The sequence below is a fragment of the Lactobacillus hominis DSM 23910 = CRBIP 24.179 genome (assembly GCF_000296835.1).
GTDB lineage: Bacteria > Bacillota > Bacilli > Lactobacillales > Lactobacillaceae > Lactobacillus > Lactobacillus hominis.
Map to the genome: position 1 here is coordinate 239,925 of NZ_CAKE01000002.1, position 17,878 is coordinate 257,802.

General features: G+C 34.1%; 15 protein-coding genes, 1 tRNA gene and 1 pseudogene. 4 read left to right on the plus strand and 13 right to left on the minus strand.

Translation table 11 applies throughout. The features are described from left to right. Nucleotides 1-157: 157 nt before the first annotated feature. The 11 genes and pseudogenes from BN55_RS02335 to BN55_RS02385 all read right to left on the minus strand — a co-directional run bounded on the left by BN55_RS02335 (nucleotide 158) and on the right by BN55_RS02385 (nucleotide 12,348). Nucleotides 158-811 (minus strand): annotated as a pseudogene (locus BN55_RS02335) (HD domain-containing protein). Nucleotides 812-888: 77 nt separating this feature from the next. Then, nucleotides 889-2,202, minus strand: coding sequence for a C1 family peptidase (locus BN55_RS02340; protein ID WP_008470062.1), 1,314 nt, complete (start codon nucleotides 2,200-2,202; stop codon nucleotides 889-891). 124 nt (nucleotides 2,203-2,326) lie between these two features. Further along, a tRNA-Thr gene (locus BN55_RS02345) sits at nucleotides 2,327-2,399 on the minus strand. Between the two features lie 61 nt (nucleotides 2,400-2,460). Beyond that, nucleotides 2,461-3,723, minus strand: a complete 1,263-nt coding sequence (tyrS, locus tag BN55_RS02350; protein ID WP_008470064.1) for a tyrosine--tRNA ligase — start codon at nucleotides 3,721-3,723, stop codon at nucleotides 2,461-2,463. Nucleotides 3,724-3,987: 264 nt separating this feature from the next. Next, complete coding sequence (locus BN55_RS02355) at nucleotides 3,988-6,930, minus strand: LTA synthase family protein (RefSeq protein WP_008470066.1); 2,943 nt, start codon at nucleotides 6,928-6,930, stop codon at nucleotides 3,988-3,990. An 88-nt stretch (nucleotides 6,931-7,018) separates the two neighbouring features. Beyond that, entirely contained in the window at nucleotides 7,019-7,642 is a 624-nt protein-coding gene (locus tag BN55_RS02360; RefSeq protein WP_008470067.1) for a glycerol-3-phosphate acyltransferase, read from the minus strand. Then, nucleotides 7,642-8,742: an LCP family glycopolymer transferase gene (locus BN55_RS02365; RefSeq protein WP_008470068.1), complete on the minus strand. Its 1,101-nt coding sequence runs from the start codon at nucleotides 8,740-8,742 to the stop codon at nucleotides 7,642-7,644. Before BN55_RS02365 ends, BN55_RS02360 begins: the two co-directional genes overlap by 1 nt. 148 nt (nucleotides 8,743-8,890) lie before the next feature. Next, nucleotides 8,891-9,772: an aldose 1-epimerase family protein gene (locus BN55_RS02370; protein ID WP_008470069.1), complete on the minus strand. Its 882-nt coding sequence runs from the start codon at nucleotides 9,770-9,772 to the stop codon at nucleotides 8,891-8,893. 261 nt (nucleotides 9,773-10,033) lie between these two features. Beyond that, the gene (locus tag BN55_RS02375) at nucleotides 10,034-10,897 is read right to left on the minus strand and encodes a GRP family sugar transporter (protein WP_008470071.1); all 864 of its coding nucleotides are present in this window, start codon (nucleotides 10,895-10,897) and stop codon (nucleotides 10,034-10,036) included. Nucleotides 10,898-10,988: 91 nt separating this feature from the next. After that, a complete protein-coding gene (locus BN55_RS02380) occupies nucleotides 10,989-11,921 on the minus strand; it encodes a glycosyltransferase family 2 protein (RefSeq protein ID WP_008470072.1) in 933 nt (310 codons plus the stop codon). A gap of 1 nt (nucleotide 11,922) precedes the next feature. Continuing rightward, nucleotides 11,923-12,348: a GtrA family protein gene (locus tag BN55_RS02385; RefSeq protein WP_040469140.1), complete on the minus strand. Its 426-nt coding sequence runs from the start codon at nucleotides 12,346-12,348 to the stop codon at nucleotides 11,923-11,925. A 179-nt stretch (nucleotides 12,349-12,527) separates the two neighbouring features. Here BN55_RS02385 and rpsN point away from each other — a divergent pair, with 179 nt between their 5' ends. After that, on the plus strand, nucleotides 12,528-12,785 hold the full coding sequence (rpsN, locus tag BN55_RS02390) for a 30S ribosomal protein S14 (RefSeq protein ID WP_008470074.1): 258 nt from the start codon (nucleotides 12,528-12,530) through the stop codon (nucleotides 12,783-12,785). Between the two features lie 102 nt (nucleotides 12,786-12,887). Here rpsN and BN55_RS02395 read toward each other — a convergent pair whose 3' ends face one another. Then, nucleotides 12,888-13,580, minus strand: coding sequence for a 2,3-diphosphoglycerate-dependent phosphoglycerate mutase (locus tag BN55_RS02395; RefSeq protein ID WP_008470075.1), 693 nt, complete (start codon nucleotides 13,578-13,580; stop codon nucleotides 12,888-12,890). Nucleotides 13,581-13,748: 168 nt separating this feature from the next. Between BN55_RS02395 and BN55_RS02400 the strand changes: the two genes are divergently transcribed. The 3 genes from BN55_RS02400 to BN55_RS02410 all read left to right on the plus strand — a co-directional run bounded on the left by BN55_RS02400 (nucleotide 13,749) and on the right by BN55_RS02410 (nucleotide 15,892). Continuing rightward, complete coding sequence (locus BN55_RS02400) at nucleotides 13,749-14,174, plus strand: PAS domain-containing protein (RefSeq protein WP_008470077.1); 426 nt, start codon at nucleotides 13,749-13,751, stop codon at nucleotides 14,172-14,174. Nucleotides 14,175-14,254: 80 nt separating this feature from the next. Further along, nucleotides 14,255-15,076, plus strand: coding sequence for a DUF6612 family protein (locus BN55_RS02405; protein ID WP_008470078.1), 822 nt, complete (start codon nucleotides 14,255-14,257; stop codon nucleotides 15,074-15,076). Nucleotides 15,077-15,094: 18 nt separating this feature from the next. Next, a complete protein-coding gene (locus tag BN55_RS02410) occupies nucleotides 15,095-15,892 on the plus strand; it encodes a hypothetical protein (protein WP_008470079.1) in 798 nt (265 codons plus the stop codon). Between the two features lie 54 nt (nucleotides 15,893-15,946). Here BN55_RS02410 and BN55_RS02415 read toward each other — a convergent pair whose 3' ends face one another. Further along, entirely contained in the window at nucleotides 15,947-17,788 is a 1,842-nt protein-coding gene (locus BN55_RS02415) for a monovalent cation:proton antiporter family protein (RefSeq protein WP_008470080.1), read from the minus strand. Between the last annotated feature and the right edge of the window lie 90 nt (nucleotides 17,789-17,878).

Below are 17,878 nucleotides of genomic sequence, written 5' to 3' on the forward strand. Positions count from 1 at the left end.
ATTTGTTCAAGTCGCTAAGATATTGATATATCAGCATGCTATCCAGAGTTGTATTCAGCAGATTGTTTAGTAAATATTTTAAAAGTGTTACTAAAGCGGCAAAAAAAGAAACCCACAATTATCAGATTTCTCCAATAACTGTGGGTTCTTCTTTCTCTTATACATTCCATTCATCCATGAACTCCTTGACGAATTCATGCATAAACTCCGTACGTCTATGCGCTTCTTTTTTGCCACCCGGCGTATTCATTAATTTTTCTAAATCAAAAAGCTTTTCATAAAAATGATTGATCGTAGTTTCTTCATGATTGCGATACTGATCATGACTAATTAACTTTTCTGGTTTAATTTTAGGATCATAAATCAAATTGCCATGCTTTCCGCCATAAGTAAAAGCCCTCGCAATTCCAATAGCTCCAAGACTTTCAATTCGATCGGCATCTTGAACATATTGCCCGCTTAGTGGCAACTGGTAATGGTGTTCAATGTTTGCTGAAAACTACATATGCTGAATCGTAAATAAGATATCAGCTATTTCTAACTCGCTAAAACCTACGCTCGGTAGCAAGTCTTTAATTTGAGCAATTACTTTTTCAGGATTGGGACAAATCTTTTCGTCAATCGTATCATGCAAAAAACTTCCAGTTCTAATGATTGCTACCATGCGACTATCTTGATGAGCAGCAGGATTATCTTGTAAATACATTTTTGTTGCCAAATTTGCTACTCTTTGACCATGATAAAAATCATGTCCTGTTCGCTCATTAGCTAGCTGTTTTTTAGTAAAGTCTTCGACTTGTTGAATATCCATAATTCTTCCTCCTACCCACTTTCTATCTTTTATTCTAGCAAAAAACCTATTACGACATCGCGCAATAGGTTTCTTCATTAAGCCATTGAATCCCAACAAGGTACTTCAGCTGCAGGTCCTTCAGAAATCTTCACAAGTTCTGGAGAGAGGTACTTCTTTTTAACTACAACTTTGAAAAGATATTCGTCAAACCACTTATCGTCCATCACAAAGTATCCTTTTTCACCAACTTTGCTGCCCCAAGAGTTTTCCACTTTCCATTGGCGAGGTTTTCCATCAACGACATCTACACCAACCAGCGTCATCGCATGAGTTGAGCCACTAGCACCAGTTTGCAATCTTTGCTTTTTATCAAGCTTAGTTTCAATATTAAAAATCGTATCAGTTTGGTATAAATCAGCTGCTAAAATACCTTTTTGGCGATCGCTAGACTTACCCACATCGCAACCAAACCAGATAGTTTCACCAGCTTTTAATTGGGCAATTGCAGCTTTTTTCAGATTTTCAATCTTAGTGTTCAAAAATCTTACCGGACTGCCGCCGGCCACATTATCTTCAAATGGCAATGCAAATAACTTATCATATTCATGATCTGGCGCATTAAAAAGCACTACATAATCATCTAAGTCATCTGTAAAGTACTTGTTAAAGAACTCTAATGGGGTTAAGTCTCTATCTAATTGGTAATTATTATCGTCGTCTTTAAATTCAAGATCAAATTTTTGAACTGGCTGACCAAAAGCAATTACTGCCATTCGGTAAACTTCGCTTAAGAATTCTTGACGCTTGTTTTTCACTTCATCCATTTTGCCATCTTGAACTAACTTGCGCAAAACAAGTCCATCTTCGCGTAATTTCATATTCAAAGCCTGGTTAAAAGCTGCAGTATTATTAGCAGTAAAACTTTCAGCTTGTGCATAATCTGGCACTAAGCCATATTTTCTGATCAAAGAGATAGCCATATGCCATTGACCACCATCAGTATCTGGAGCTTGTAAATAAAAGTGAACTGTTCGATCATCGATTGGTTGATCAGCAGTTTCAATAATGTGATTAAAGAAAATATTTGCTCTTTCAATTCTATCCCAGAAAAAGAGGTAACTTTGAGAAAAGACAAAGTTTTTTGCCTTATACTTTTTGGCAAATTCATGACGTAAAGTATTAAGCGCCGCAAATAACCAGCAACGTCCGGATTGCTTTTGATCAGTTACATTATCAGTTGGAATTTCAATTGAGAAAGTGCGATTTAAATCACGAATTCCCTCGCTGTTAAAGCTTGCTTTTTGAACGCCATTGGTTACAACGGCTAGTTCTGCGATTCGATTTTGTTTGTTTTGTTCGTATTCTTTTTGAAATTTTGTGATTTCGTCTAAAGTTAATTCATGCTCCATATTGTTTCTTCTTTCTGTAAATTATAAATAACTTATTTAGCTTTGCTTCGTATTAATAACCATAATATAATTATTTAAAAAAATTTCAATACTTGCACAAAATATTAATCTATTTCTATTCTTAAGCCATTTCCCAGATTTGAACTGGGGACCTCCTCCTTACCACGGCGGTGCTCTACCTCCTGAGCTAAAATGGCGTCTATATTGTATCAAAAAAGACATTGCTAATACTAGCAATGTCTTTTGATTTGTACTTAATTACTTAATTCTTACTAAAGTGTACTTCTTTTTACCCTTGCGGATAATTACGAACTTACCATCAAATGCGCTATCTGGCTCAATAATAAAGTCAATATCATTTTGACGTTCGCCATTTACGTAAATAGCACCGTTTTTAACATCTTCGCGAGCTTGACGCTTAGATGGCTCGATCTTAGTTTCAACTAAGAAGTCAACAATATTTTTAGCTTCTTTGGTAGCTTCAGTGCTTGGAGCATTTTTGAATCCTTGTTCAATTTGAGCAACAGATAAGTCTTTAACGTTGCCTTTAAAGAGAGCTTCAGTAATAAATTGAGCTTCGTCAAGGCCTTCTTGCCCGTGAACAAACTTAGTAACTTCTTCTGCCAAACGACGTTGAGCAGTACGCTTCCAAGGTTCTTTTTCAACGCTTTCAGCTAAATCTTCGATTTCTTCACGTGATAAGAAAGTAAAGTATTTCAAGTATTTAACCACATCACGGTCATCTTGGTTAAGCCAAAATTGGTAGAATTCGTAAGGACTAGTCTTTTCAGGATCAAGCCATACTGCACCACCTGCAGACTTGCCAAATTTTGTACCGTCTGCCTTAAGCATTAATGGAATAGTTAAACCAAATGCTTTTCTATCATTGCCTTCAAGCTTGTGAATCAAATCAATTCCAGCAGTGATGTTGCCCCATTGATCACTACCACCAATTTGAAGTTGAACTCCATCGTCTTTGTTTAAGTGGTAAAAGTCAATGGCTTGTAAAATTTGATATGAAAATTCAGTAAATGAAATACCATTTTCAAGTCGGCTTGCAACAACATCTTTATTGATCATGTTGTTAACTTGGAAGTACTTACCGTAATCACGCAAAAAGTCGATCAAGTTAAGTTTGCCAAGCCATTCAGCATTGTTTCTAATTTCAAAGTTTTCAGTACCGAATAACTTTTTCATTTGAGCAGTTAATTTTTCTTCGTTGTGTTTAACTTGCTCAGCAGTTTGAAGCACACGCTCAGTCTTACGACCTGATGGGTCGCCAATTGAACCAGTACCTCCACCAATTAAAATTACTGGGTGATAACCGGCCATTTGGAATCTCTTTAAAATCATAAATGGAATTAAGTGCCCAATATGAAGCGAATCGCCAGTTGGATCAGTTCCACAGTATAATGCTAAATCATCGTGATCTTTTAGGTAATCTCTTAAGCCTTCTGCATCAGTTTCTTGATTAATAGCTCCACGCCATTCCAAGTCCTCTAAAATATCAAATTTTGCCATAATATCCTCCAATAAAAAACGTCCCTTAAGCTAAAAGCTCAAGGGACGACTAAATATCTTTATTAGCCGCGGTACCACCCACGTTCACGCAAAATGCGCCTTTAAAAAGTCTTTACGGGAACTGCCCCATTTCGTACTTCGCCTAATCAGCCTGCCTAGCTCTCACCATATACTAGTTCTCTGAACACTGAACTGATGGACTACTAATTATTAATTTAGATAATAAGCGACAAATGATTATAAGTCAAATAATTTTTTAGAAAACTAATCATAAAACTTAGAATTCATTAAGTGCCCTTTATCAACGCTCATGTCATACTGGACCATTTCATAATCGCGTAATAATTGCCTTTGATGCGCAGTCAAAGTATTTGACGATACTTTATGACCTTTTTGATTAACTAGTTCATATCCTGTTTCGCCATCATAATTGATCGTTAGTGCTGGTAAGTCTTGATGAATCTTAGTAAGTAATGCTTGATATGGAGTAACTTTAGAATTAGTTTGTTCAAGCGTCATACTAATAAAATCACTTGTATTAACATAATTAGCCTTACTAATTTTCGCTTTAGCGCCATGCTTGCGCGCATATTTATTTGAATAAATGAAATAAGTCGTTGCATGAAGCTTAATTGGATATTTCTTTATTTCATCTTGATTAATAATAGTTGGATAGTGATCACCATAAAATACAAAGGTGATTGGTTTATTAATTTTATCAATTTGATTAATAAAGTTCTTTACAGCTTGATCAGTATATTGGGCGCCTTTAGTATAGGTTGCAAAATTAGTATCAGTAATTCCTTTAGCTAAAGGAAGAGAAAGCTTGATTTCTTTATTATATTCACTATCGCCGTACCAATTATTATACGGTGTATGATTTTGAATCGAAATTAAGTTGATAAATTGGCCGCTTTTTACTGAATTAATCTGCTTTAAGCCATTGGCATATAACGTTTGATCAGACATATACCAATCAGCGCCTATTTTCTTTTGATCATAAATCTTATACTTTGATCCTAAATAAGCAAACTTGTTAAACTGATATTTTTTGTAAACTGACTTTCTGCCATAATATGTTCCATAAAATGGGTGTATTGCAGACGCATAGTTAAATCTTTGCCCCATATTAGGATATTTAGAGTATTTAGGTAATACTTGCAAATAGGGCATAATTTGGCCTTTAAAGTTTGCCATATTAAAACCAGTCATTGCTTCATATTCCATATTTGCGGTTCCACCACCATATCCAGCACTAAGCATATGTCCGTAGGTAATATCCTTACGCAAACTATGTAAATATGGAACTGGATCAGGACCCGTCAATTTAACACTTGGAAAATCCGTTGGGTCAACAAAAGATTCACTTAAGTTAAAAATAACCGTTTGCTTAGAAATATCGTTTTTACGAGTTTTATTAATTTGCTTAGCTACTACACTATAGTGCTGCTGAATTTTATTTAATTTATCAATTGAATAGCCTTCTGGCTTTTGCATTGCTTCAATATTTAAGTAATCCAGCAAAGTTAAAACAGGACCATTCTTTTGTAAATCACCCTTAGGATTAGAAAAAGTGATTACATTACCAAATCCACGAGGAATATAATACAAAGGATTATTTTTATTGTTAAATCCCATTGGCGTTAAAAATACGACAATGCTGATAATTAACCAAATTAAGCGTTGCTTAAAATTGCCCATCTTAATGGGATGCTTTTTCTCTAAAAAAATCGTAATTAAAATTAAAACTACTATAACAATAATTGCAGCAATTACTAGTCCCATTCCGACCATTGGCAATAAAGTTTTCCAGTTGGCAATTTCCTGAATTTCGGATGGATAAATTGGTTCTCCACGCAAGAGTAACTTTTCTTTTTCTGCAATTGTCCAAACTAATGTTAAAACAGTAACTAATACTACTGAAGTCCAGTATCTAGTAAAAATAAAATTAAAAATGGCAAATAAAGCAAATAAGAAAATTGCAGATAAAACTGGAACAAATAGATCTTGTCCCAATAAAAGTCCCCATGCACTTTGATTGTCAATTTTTCCGCTATCTGCCATAAGTAAAATGCAGCAAGTACTCAATACAATAAAATAAGCCCAAGTCCATAAGCTAACTTTATGATTAGAAATAAAAGTGCAGATTTTATGTTTTACATCTAAAGCAACTTTTAACAGATCTTTTCCAGATGCATAATCTAAACTTTGAGAGATCATTTTACCAAATGAAGTATGTAAGATTAATGCCTTTACAGCTAATACTAGGACTGCACTTAAAATTAATAAACCAGCCATTATTACTAATAATTTAAGCTTACTAATTCCCAAACGATGGGTGGTACTATTATAAAAGAATAAATTAGGACTCAGACTGTATTGTCCAACAATTGCTAGCGGGGTTAAAAAATATAATTGATTAATTGTAATATTTTTAAAAACTGGCCTAAAAGTTCTTTCAATTAAAGCTGCGACAAATATATATACTGGAGAAGCGTAGCTAATTAATAAAGCTGGATTAAAGCTAAATTTAGTACTTGCAATAAGCTTAGCTTCATTAAAAGATACTGTTAAACTGATTGATAAAGCCAGCAAAATTAATGCAAATAAACCTGCCCAGATCGGTTTAATTTTATCTAAGAAACTTTTTTCCTTAATTCCCCACCCTAAGGCAACAACTAAAACAACAGCTTGCCAATTATTGGGCAATGGTAAAAAGACAGCGGTGAATAAGAATACTAAAAATGTAATTATTCCCCATATTAAATTAAAGTTTTTCGAAGTTAACTTTGCTTGTATTTCGCATAATAGAGGCGCTAAAAAACTTCCCAAAATAAATAGTGAAAATAATGGCGAAACTGCTGAGATAAATGGAAATAAAAATGCTCCAAAACTGTATAGGCTAAAAGTATTTGGTGCTTTAATCCAGCTAGTTATTGTAAATAACAACATTGCAACTGCGCCAAGTAGCCAAAAGCTAATTACAGATTTAAAAGTGATTTTTTTAATTCGAAAAACTCTCCCCATTAAAAATGCAATCAGTACTACTAATAGATTTTCTAAAGATTGCGGAATAGCCTGAATCCAAGGGTCTTTATTAAAGCTAGCCCAATCCAAAACGCCAAATGCTGGCAATAAAAGGCTAATGCCTATCAATAAAACAAAAAGATAGTTTAAAATTTTTAAGCTAGTTTTTTTATTATCCACTATTTTCATCCTTTATAAAAAATTATGATTCTCTTCTATTTTACTCTTAACTAAAAAACTAACAACAATCCATGAAAAAAGGCTTCAATTATGAAGCCTTTTTGCCAATCTTTTTCTTAATTGTAGTTAATACATCAACGCGCTTGCCGTTTCCTTCAAAGAAGTCGACAATATCTTTTCTGAATTTAAAGCACATTACCAAAGTAGCAAGTAAAAAGATAAAACCGCATTGCCAGCCAAAGTTAATCCAGACATAAACACTAAAGCCAATCATGTAAACTAATGGCGGAATAGTTAAATTTTTCATTATAATCACTAAAATCAAGCCAATTATTAAAGCAATTAACCCTGCACGCCAATCAAAAAAGACCATCCACATTGCGCTAACTGCTACACCTTTTCCACCGTTGAAATGATTCCACCAAGGAAATGAATGACCTAAAATCACACCTAACCCGCAAGCAGCTTCGGCTTGTCGATTACCTTTAAACAAGAAATAAACAATTATTAAAGCAATTAGAGTCTTAGCCAAATCGCCAAAACAAGTAATGATACCAAACTTTTTACCAAAGACTGCTCCGATATTGGCAGTACCTGGATTTTTTGATCCATATTTTGTTGGATCTTTATGAAGCAAAAACTTTCCAACTATCATAGCAAATAAGAAATTGCCAAAAAAGTAGCCAATAAGTAATGAATATACTCTAAACATTAGTAGCTACGATCTCCCTCCCAAAGCTGATCACTATTTGGTTCATAGACATAGTAAACCTGGTTAGGATCGCCACTGCTCCAATCGAAGTTTACATTCTTTGAATTTTGATAAGTCTCATTATTACTTAAGTCTTCTTTATCTAATCCCATGTCTGAACGCACAATATCCGAGCAGCGTTGCAATTCCTTGTCGCTCATAACTTGATAAGAAGCATCCCCAATCATGGCACCCGTTCCATGCAAGTAATCGCTACTCATGTTATTGGTGCAATTGCGATAGTTCTTAGCAATCGAAACCATAGAATTAAAAGTAATATTAGTTCTGATACTATTAGAGGCTGAATCTAAAACGCTATCTAAATTCTCAATTGTTTTAACTGAGAGAGCATTTTTTAAAATAGACATAATTACTTGTCTTTGACGTAATTGACGTCCGTAATCGCCTTGTGGATCATCATAGCGCATTCTTGAATATGCTAAAGCTTGACTGCCGTTTAAGTGAACTTTCTTACCCTTAGTAAAGGAATATCCGTCATAGCTAAAACTTAATGGTGGCTTCACATCAACTCCACCTACACCATCAACTAGCTTTTGCATACCTCCCATGTTCATCACAATGTAATATTTCAAAGGTACATTTAATAAGCGGCTTGTAGTTTTCATTGCCATCTTAGGGCCACCGATATTATATGCGGCATTTATTTTATGGACACTAAAATCTTCAGTTCCAATCATTTGTGCCATAGTATCACGCGGAATAGACATTAACGAAACTTTTTTCTTTGATGAGTTAACGGTGGCAATGATCATGGTATCTGAATTACCGTTTTTCTCTTTCCGCCCAAAAGCACCTGTATCAGTACCTAAAAGTAAAATAGAGAACGGTTCTTTTCCATTAAAGCTATCTTGCGTCACTGCATTTTGTGGATCATAAGTTTTATCAACAGCATTTTTAGTTTTTACATAAATTGAGCCTACATAAACTCCAATACCTGCGATTAAAAGCACAATAATTAAAGTGATCCAGCGCCAGATATGTTTTTTATGATGCTTTTGTTCATTAAGTTCCATTCGTGACGGCAGCGGTCTTTTATCCATAATAAATCCTTTGCTTTCTAAAAAATCAAAATTCATTATAGCAAATCAAACTTGCTTTAAAAGATTAATTTAAAATCTTTACTAATTAATAATTAATCTTACTCGCCTATTTTAAAAGCACAATACCTAATTGATATTGTGCTTAGCTTTATTGCAATGTTAAAGTAGTTGAAAATTCGATTTTTTGATCAGGTTCAAGTTGATGATTTCCTTCTTTTTCGTTCCAGTTAACCAAGGTATTGCTTTCTTGATCAGGCAAGCCATTTAAAAGCGCAATGCATAAAAACTTAGCTTCTTGATCTGGCATCGTCCATAAGGCAACATGGTCGAATTCTTCTATTGAAACGCCGATCCTATGATCTGATTTTTCACTTGCTATATCTACTCGCGTTAAACCTGGTGTAGCTATAATAATTGGGCCATCTTCAAAATCTGCATATTTTAATTGCAAACTATTTTTATCAGTTCCAGATACTGTAAAAATTTCTTTTTCACGTAATGAATTATCATTTAGCTTGTATTTAGTTAATTTTGGTACTTCTGGCGTAAAAGTTAACCGATAATCAGAAAAATTAAGATTATCACTAATAATTGGAATATTAAATGTGGGTTTTAGCCCTAACGCAAATGGCATTGTCTTTTGAGAATTATTTTTAACTAAAAAACGAATATGAAGATTATTGCCCTCTAGGCTGTAAGTGACCATTAGTGAAAACTCAAACGGATATATTTTTAAAGTGTCTTCGCTATCAGTCAAAGTTAAACTTACCTGTTCATCACCCTTATCTACCACAGTCCAGGCAGTATCTGACGCAAATCCATTTGGCTTCATCGAAAATGTTCTTTCATTAACGACATATTGATTATTCACTGATCCTCCAACTGCAGGAAAAAGAATTGGTGCATGTTTTTTCCATTCAATTCCATTCCATATAAAGTCAAAATTACCACTTTTATCAATGACATGGGTCAGCTGAGCCCCCATTTCATCGATACCAACTTTCAGCTGGTTATTTTCAATTGTTAACATTAACGATTCTCCTAGACACTATTAAACCATTATCTCTCTTTTTGAAAATATCATGGAAGTCTTAACATGTCAACTGTAAGCGTATTCTTAATTTTCATTTTTTACGATCGATAACGAAAAACGCAAAATTTTTTATTATAAATTGCTTGACTTTTAATTTTAATTTAATACAATAAAAGATGTTCTAAGAAATCATTTTAATTAGGACAAGTTGATACAAAAAAGGCATCCTTCCGGGGATGTCTTTTTTGTTGTCTTAAATTAAAACAAAGTAGTCATTACTGCACCAGCAATGATTAATACTAAACCTAGAATTGTAAAGATAAGACCTTTTTGGGTCTTTTTTTCGTGTAGGAAAATTAGACCACCTAAAGTTGAAATCACTACACACAATTGTGAGATAACAAAGGCCATGTTTACACCATTTGCTTGAACAGATAAGATGTAAGCTAGTGCTGCAACTGAATATAAAACACCTGCTAAGCCGCTTTGGAAAGTTGCTTTTTCAGTCCAAGATTTTATATTGCCAGTTACTAAAGTGTAGACAAATACGGCCACTAACATTCCAACAGTTTGACCAAAAAAGATTGAAACGCCAGAACCATGTAATGCTTTAGGAATGGAACTAGAAGCTACGTATCCTAAAGTTGTTAAGACCAATAAGATAATTGTACTTACTTGATTATTTTTATTACCTTCTGCAGTACCTTTATCAGTCAGCGAAGTAAATACAACACCTACGATTAAAACCAGAATTCCTAAAAAGCCCCAAACTTTAGCTTGATTTGTAGCCCATTCACCAAAGGCAATTACTCCAACCAACGGAACACCAATTAGTTGCAGACCAGTTGAAATTGGCATTGTTTCAGAAACACCAATTCTAGCATAAGAAATGTATTGACCAACTTGGCCGACTACCCAAAGTGCACCGCCTAATGCCGAAAGTAAAAATAGCGACCAACTAATTGCCGGATGCATAATTAACATTACTAACGCACCAAAAATAAATGATGCCGCAACTGTTCCGACAATTTGATTATAAACTGTACTTTTTTTAACGCTCGCAATGACTAATGGCATCAAGCCCCAGCCAATTGCTGGAATAAATAAATATAGATATTTCATAGTTTTCTCCCTAACTTTTTGTAACTTTAGTATTTTAACAAGGATGTAAGGGGTTTGCAATCCTATATAAAAAAGTAAGGACATTTAAACCTTACTTTTTCTCTTTAATAATATAAATTGGACGATTCTTAACTTGGATATAAATTCGTCCCAAATATTTACCCAAAATACCGATACAAAGCAGTTGCAGGCCACCTAAAAGCAAAATGATACATACAAGCGACGCCCAACCAAAAATACTAGAATCAGGATCTAAAAAGTGCCGAATAATGACTGCAAAAAAACCAATAATTGAAATAATAAAAGAAGTGGTTCCAATCCACACAGCAATATTTAATGGGGCTTGAGAAAAATCAGCGATGCCGTCCATAGCATACTTAAATAACTTCCAAGTATTCCAATCGCTTTCACCTGCTACACGTTCAACATTATGATAGTCTAAATACTTTGTTTTAAAACCAACCCAAGAAAAGATTCCTTTTGAAAAACGGTTATATTCTGGCATTGCCAAAACTGCATCTACCATTTGCCGCGTCATCATGCGGTAATCTCTAGCCCCTGGCACAATTTCAGTATTAGAAATTCGATTTACTACTTTGTAAAACATATCTGATAAAAACGACTTAAACTTTGCTTCGCCTTTTCTATCTACTCGCCGTGTGCCAATACAGTCATATTCACCAGTTTTAATTAACTTATACATCTTAGGCAAAAATTCTGGTGGATCCTGCAAATCTACGTCCATGACAACAATATAATTACCAGTTGCCGCTTGCAAACCAGCATATAAAGCAGCTTCTTTACCAAAATTTCGTGAGAATGAAACAAAATGAACATGCTCGGGATCCTTTTGATGAAGCCCGTGCAGCTCATTTAAAGTATTATCATGCGAGCCATCATTAACAAACCAATATTCATAAGATAAATCAGGAATAGTTTTCATTACTTTTTGAACAGCAGAATAAAAAAGAGGGATACTTTCTTGTTCGTTATAGCAAGGTACAATTATTGATAATTTATCCATTTTATTCTTTTACCCTCTTTTTATCTTTTCTAAAGGTAATGACTTTGTTAATTACAAATTGAATTAACGTAGCAATAAAAGTCGAAATAATTTTTACGATTATTTTGTCATATCCCAATTTATCAACAAAAATAAATAAACATGCGGTAGTAAATAGCGTTGTAATTTGACCAACTAAATAATAAGAAATAAATCTTAATAACAATTTATCATGGACTTTAAAGTTGGCAAACGAATTCCAAAAGAAATTGTTAACTAACCCGCAACTTGAACTAATAAAATTAGCCAACTCCACATTAATATTGATTTTTACAAGAAGAGTGAAAACTCCAAAATCAACTACCAAACCTAAAAGACCAATTAAAATATAGCCTACTAATTGGCGGAAATCTTGTGACAAGAGTATCTTCTTACTTTTACTGAGCATCTTTTTTCCTATATAACTTAATAGAATATCTTTTTGAACATCAATTTATATCATCAAAATTTTTTATATTTTTGTCAAGTCTTTTATTTGACATTATGATAAAACCATAATAGAATATACTTACTTTTAATTAGCACATATTTTAGTACAGAAAAAATTTATAATAAAGGAGTAGATATATGGCTAAAAAATCAAAAATTGTTAAAGCTGCTAAGCAGCGTGAATTAATCAAAAAGTATTATGAATTAAAAGAGCAGGGCAATATCGAAGCCTTAGCTAAATTGCCACGTAATGCACGTCCAGTTCACTTCCACAACCGTGATTTAGAAGATGGACGTCCACATGGATTTATGCGTAAGTTCGGTATGTCTCGCTTACGATTCAAAGAACTAGCTCATAAAGGCCAACTTCCTGGCGTTAAAAAGGCTAGTTGGTAAAATTATAAGATTAATCTCTTAGTTGAATTACAACTTAAAGCAATGAATAAGTCACACAAAAAAGCCTCCGACAGTGTCGGAGGTTTTTTATTAGCTTAAAAATTACTTATCAAGCTTTTCCTTGTTAACAACATTTAATTGGTCATCAAATGTGTAAACAACTGGTTCACCAGTCTTCATTTCTAAGTCCATAATGTCATCATCTGAGATGTTTTCAATGTACTTAGTTAAAGCACGAAGTGAGTTACCGTGTGCAGCAATAATAACGTTCTTGCCGTCAAGTAAGTCTGGTGCAATGTGATCTTCCCAGAATGGCATTACACGATCCAAAGTAACGTGTAAGTTTTCTGCCTTAGGAACAATATGTGGATCAAGATTTGCGTAACGACGGTCATGTGCTTGACTAAATTCGTTATCATCATCGATAGCTGGTGGTAAAACATCGTATGAACGACGCCAAATGTGAACTTGTTCATCGCCGTACTTTTCAGCAGTAGCTTTCTTGTTTAAACCTTGCAATGCACCGTAGTGACGTTCGTTTAATCTCCAGGTCTTAGTTTCTGGAATCCAAAGTTGGTCGCTTTCTTCAAGTGCGTAGTGTAAAGTCTTGATGGCACGAGTTAATAATGAAGTGTAAGCTTGATCAAATTCAAGACCGTGTTCCTTAATTAACTTACCAGCCTTCTTGGCTTCTTCAACACCCTTAGGTGAAAGATTAACGTCTACCCAACCAGTAAATTGGTTTGAAAGGTTCCATTCACTTTGACCGTGACGAATTAAAACTAATTTCGACATGAACTGTATCTCCTTTTAAATTCAATGTTTCATCAACTATTTTACACGCTTCGCCAAAAAAATCATAGGAAATCAGAAAAAAACTCCTAAAACTCTTCCAAAAATTAGTGTTAAAATGTAATTGTATAGTTTATAGTAATTTTTTTAGTATTCAGACGGGTGTTTTTTATGAACAATGTAATTAAATTAGATGGCGGACATTTAACATTAGAGCAATTAAATGCGATTTTTTACACCATCCCTCAAGAAATGGATGTTCTAGATGAAAATGATGTAGTTGTTTGGTCCTCAATGAACAAGCATCGTCTTTTTAAACGTACCGAAGCTGACATTGGCAAAACTGTTTATCAAGTCCATCCAGGCCATTCGCAAAATCATGTTAAGGCTGTTTTAAAGCAAATGCACGACAACAAACGTGATTCTCTTTCAATTACTATTACCAAAGATAAGCAACCGATCAATATTTCTTTTTACAGTTTACATAATGATCAAGGCAAATATATTGGCTGCATTGAAGTTACTCAACCAGTAGCTAAATTGCAGGTAAAGCACAGTAAATTACGCAACATTTTAAATATGATCAAAAAACATTAATCGTTTGGCACCATCAAGGTGCCTTTTTTGTACATAAAAAGTGTAAAATATGAGTTATAGATTTTTGTGAAGGAGTTTTAATGTTGAAAAAACGGAAATTAACTTTTATTGTAATACTTGCTTTAATTTGCTCAATTACAGTTCTAACTGGTTGTAGCAAAAATAAGAACAGTGGTGAAAACTTGCCATCAGCAAATAGTTTAATTACTAATAAATTTGCCCAAAGCATGGCAAGCGGACACTACAGCCAGACTATTAAATCAACAGAAATGAAACAAAGTAGCCGAGACAATGGCTACTTTAAAGGTACTAATCCAATTAGTATGACTTATTCTTTAACTAACAAAGATAAAACTCAAGGGGAACAACTTTGGCTGACTGATTCAGAATTATATTTATTCCTTGAACAAAACAAGGGTAAATGGATTAAGAACAAGTCTACTGCAGATAACTTTGATCCGGATCAAGTTACTCGTCGCTTTAAGCCAAGTGCTTATACTGCATTAAATAAAGCAGTCGCAAAACACGCCATTGTAAAACAAACTAGTACTAATTACACAGTAACTTATAATGGTAATGACGAAAGCGTTTGGAAGAAGTTAAACAGCTTAATTGTTGATACTTTAAATACCCCGGGATCTCAAAACATGAATGTTGCACAAATGGTCTCCGCTGCTCAAGTGCAAAATATTCATATCTCCTACACCGTTAACAAATCTTCAAAGATGATCACCAAAATCGATATGAAAGCTAATTTTAGCGTTGGCGATCAATATAACTTTGCTTGGACTAGTAAGTTTGATGAATTAAATACTCATTCAGATCTCAGTGTTCCAGCTAATATTCAAAAAGATGCAATTGATGTACAAAAATTAAAGGCTAGCCAAAAGGCTGATAACTAATTTCAGAAAGAGGATAAGATGGATCAAAAACAAGAAAAGCTACCTACTAAAAATAAAAACTCTAAAATTGTCGCAATCGTTATTGCCTGCTTAGTTGTAGTTGCAGCTGCAATCTTTTTATTCTTAAACTTAACTAAGCCGACTGCTAAAACTGCTTTAACCACTGCTGCTAAAACCAATATCACTTCAGCTCGTAGCACAATTGTAGTTACTAATAAAGCTTCTAAAAAAACTCAAATCGGCACTATGAATTATGAATTCAATAAAGACTACATCCACATAAGCAGCAAATTCAAGCCAAAATCTGCTGGCGAAGAACAAGAATTATGGTCTACTCCTAAACGCGTTTATAATAAAGATAAAAACGGCAAGTGGCAATATATGGCTAAATCAGGCTTAGCCCAGGGTGTTTTTGACCAAATGTTTGATTCTTACAATAAATTATTTACTGCTCACCACTTTAATCGTTTCTCAAATAAAGCATTTAGTGCTTTAAAGGTTAATTTAGACGGCTTAGGCGGCTATACAGTTACTTATCAAGGCAACGACAAAGATGTCTTAGAAGGCTTACAAAAGGCATCTACAGTATCTGGAACTGGGGAAGAAGTTGATATTTCTCAAATCAAAAACGTTGATTTAGCAATTAAGGTAAATCGCAAAAACCAATTACGTGAAATGAACTACACTGTAACTTACAAAAACAATCAAGGTAATGTTTCAGTTCACCTATTTGACATTAACGGCGTTAATAATTTACAAACTCCTAGCGAATTGAAGAAAGCTACCCGCGTTACAGCTTCTAACATCGAAGATTAATTTTAATATCATACAAAAAAAGACTCTGATCAAAAACTTAATCAGAGTCTTTTTTTAGTTTTCTTTTCCTAATTCGTCACGAATATGTTCGGCATTTTCATTATTTGAAGTAAAAATCAATCTATCTCCTACTTCAATTACTGTATTACCATGAGGCGCTAGCCACTTATTGCCACGACGAATACGGCTAACTGTCATTTGATCAACAAATGGCAAGTTCATTAACTTTTGACCAGCAAATTTGTGGTTCTTAACGTTAACTTCATATAGAGCATTCTTAGTATCCATCAGCATTCTCATCAATGATGGTGACTCAATTAATCCCCGTAATACTGAAGTTTGCACATTAAAGACATTGAAGATCTCTAGTCCTTCTTCAACCATCTCATTAGTCTGCTGCGGAGTTGGATGTTCTTGACTAACGATTACACGTCTAACCCCTTGAGATTTAGCAAGCTGTGCTAAATTCAAGTTAGCTTCGTCATCTCTAAATCCAGCAACCAAAATATCACAATCAAATACATCAGCTTGCTCTAAGGTAACATCATTTAAATCAGTTAAGTATTCGAGCCTACTTACCCGGCTCTTATAAGTATCGTAATTTTCTCTACGATGAGTAAACATCGTTACATCATACCAGTTATCATGCAATTCTTGAGCAACTGGCACAGTAAACATGTTAGTGCCGACAATGTTAACCCTTTGCTTAATTTTATCTTGAACTGTTAATTTGAAGGTTGCATTAAATAAGATTGGTCCCACAACGCAAACAATAACTGCGGCTAAAATAAAGGCATCTGACTGAATAGCAGTAATAGCTTTTAATTTACGCGCAACTTGCAAAGTTGGTAAGACAATCGTAATTGTTGTCATAATTAAGAACGTCCCTGCCCAACTATTGCGTTTGTTAAAACTGCGACTATAGACCAAAAAGATTGGCAATTTTGCAATAATTAAAAACAAAACCAAAACTGGAATCAGCATTAAGGCTTGCGGCTGAGTGAATAAACTTCTCAAGTTCAATCTTACCCCAGTCATAATGAAAAAGATTGGAATAAAAAATCCATAACCAATTGATGTTAACTTATCCATTGTAGCTTCGCTTGGCTCAAGCAATTTCATAACCATTCCAGCTAAAAAGGCACCAAGAATATTTTCAGCTCCTACTCTTTCAGCTACAGTTACTAAAGTAAAAATCAAAAAGAAAGCTAAACGAATGTCTAATTGCGTAGTTGCCTTAGTAACCTTAGTAAACCAAATATAAGGCTGCTTAAAGCGTCGCAGTAAGAAAATAGCTACAACAAACAAGATAACGATTAACCATAATCTCTCAGCGTTCCCACCATTGATTGAAGCATAAATTGTCAACAGCATTAAAGGTACAACTTCGCCAAGAACTGCCGTTAGTAAAATTGTTTGCCCAATTGGTCGAGATAAAATTTCTTTTTCTTTCAAAGTAGCAATAACTACTCCTAAAGCTACAGTCATAAAAATAATCGTTGCCAGCATAATATCATTGAACATGCCAAATAATTTCAATAAGTATGCTAGAACTACAGCGACAATAGCCACTAAAACAAATGAAAATATTGCCGTCTTAGCAGGATTTACTTCATGACTAAGATCTTTTTTAACAGGACGAGCTGAATCATCGCGCTTAAAAAGATCAAAGTTAATTTCCATCCCTGATAAAAACATTAACAAGGTGACTCCAAGACTAGATAACAGACTTAACGCATCATTTTCACGAATAATGTTAAAACAAGATTGTCCTAAAAGTATTCCGGCAATAATTTCCGCAACTGCCGTCGGAATCGTATTTACTTTAAAGCGCGCCATCAATAATGGAATCAGCAACGCTGCTAAGGAAACAATAAAGATTGAAAGTTGTTCCACTTTTCATTCTCCTTTTTCTAATTAACACAGATATTGTACTAAAAAAGTGCAAAAAAAATAAGCCCTAGCACTTTGGCTAGGACTTATTTG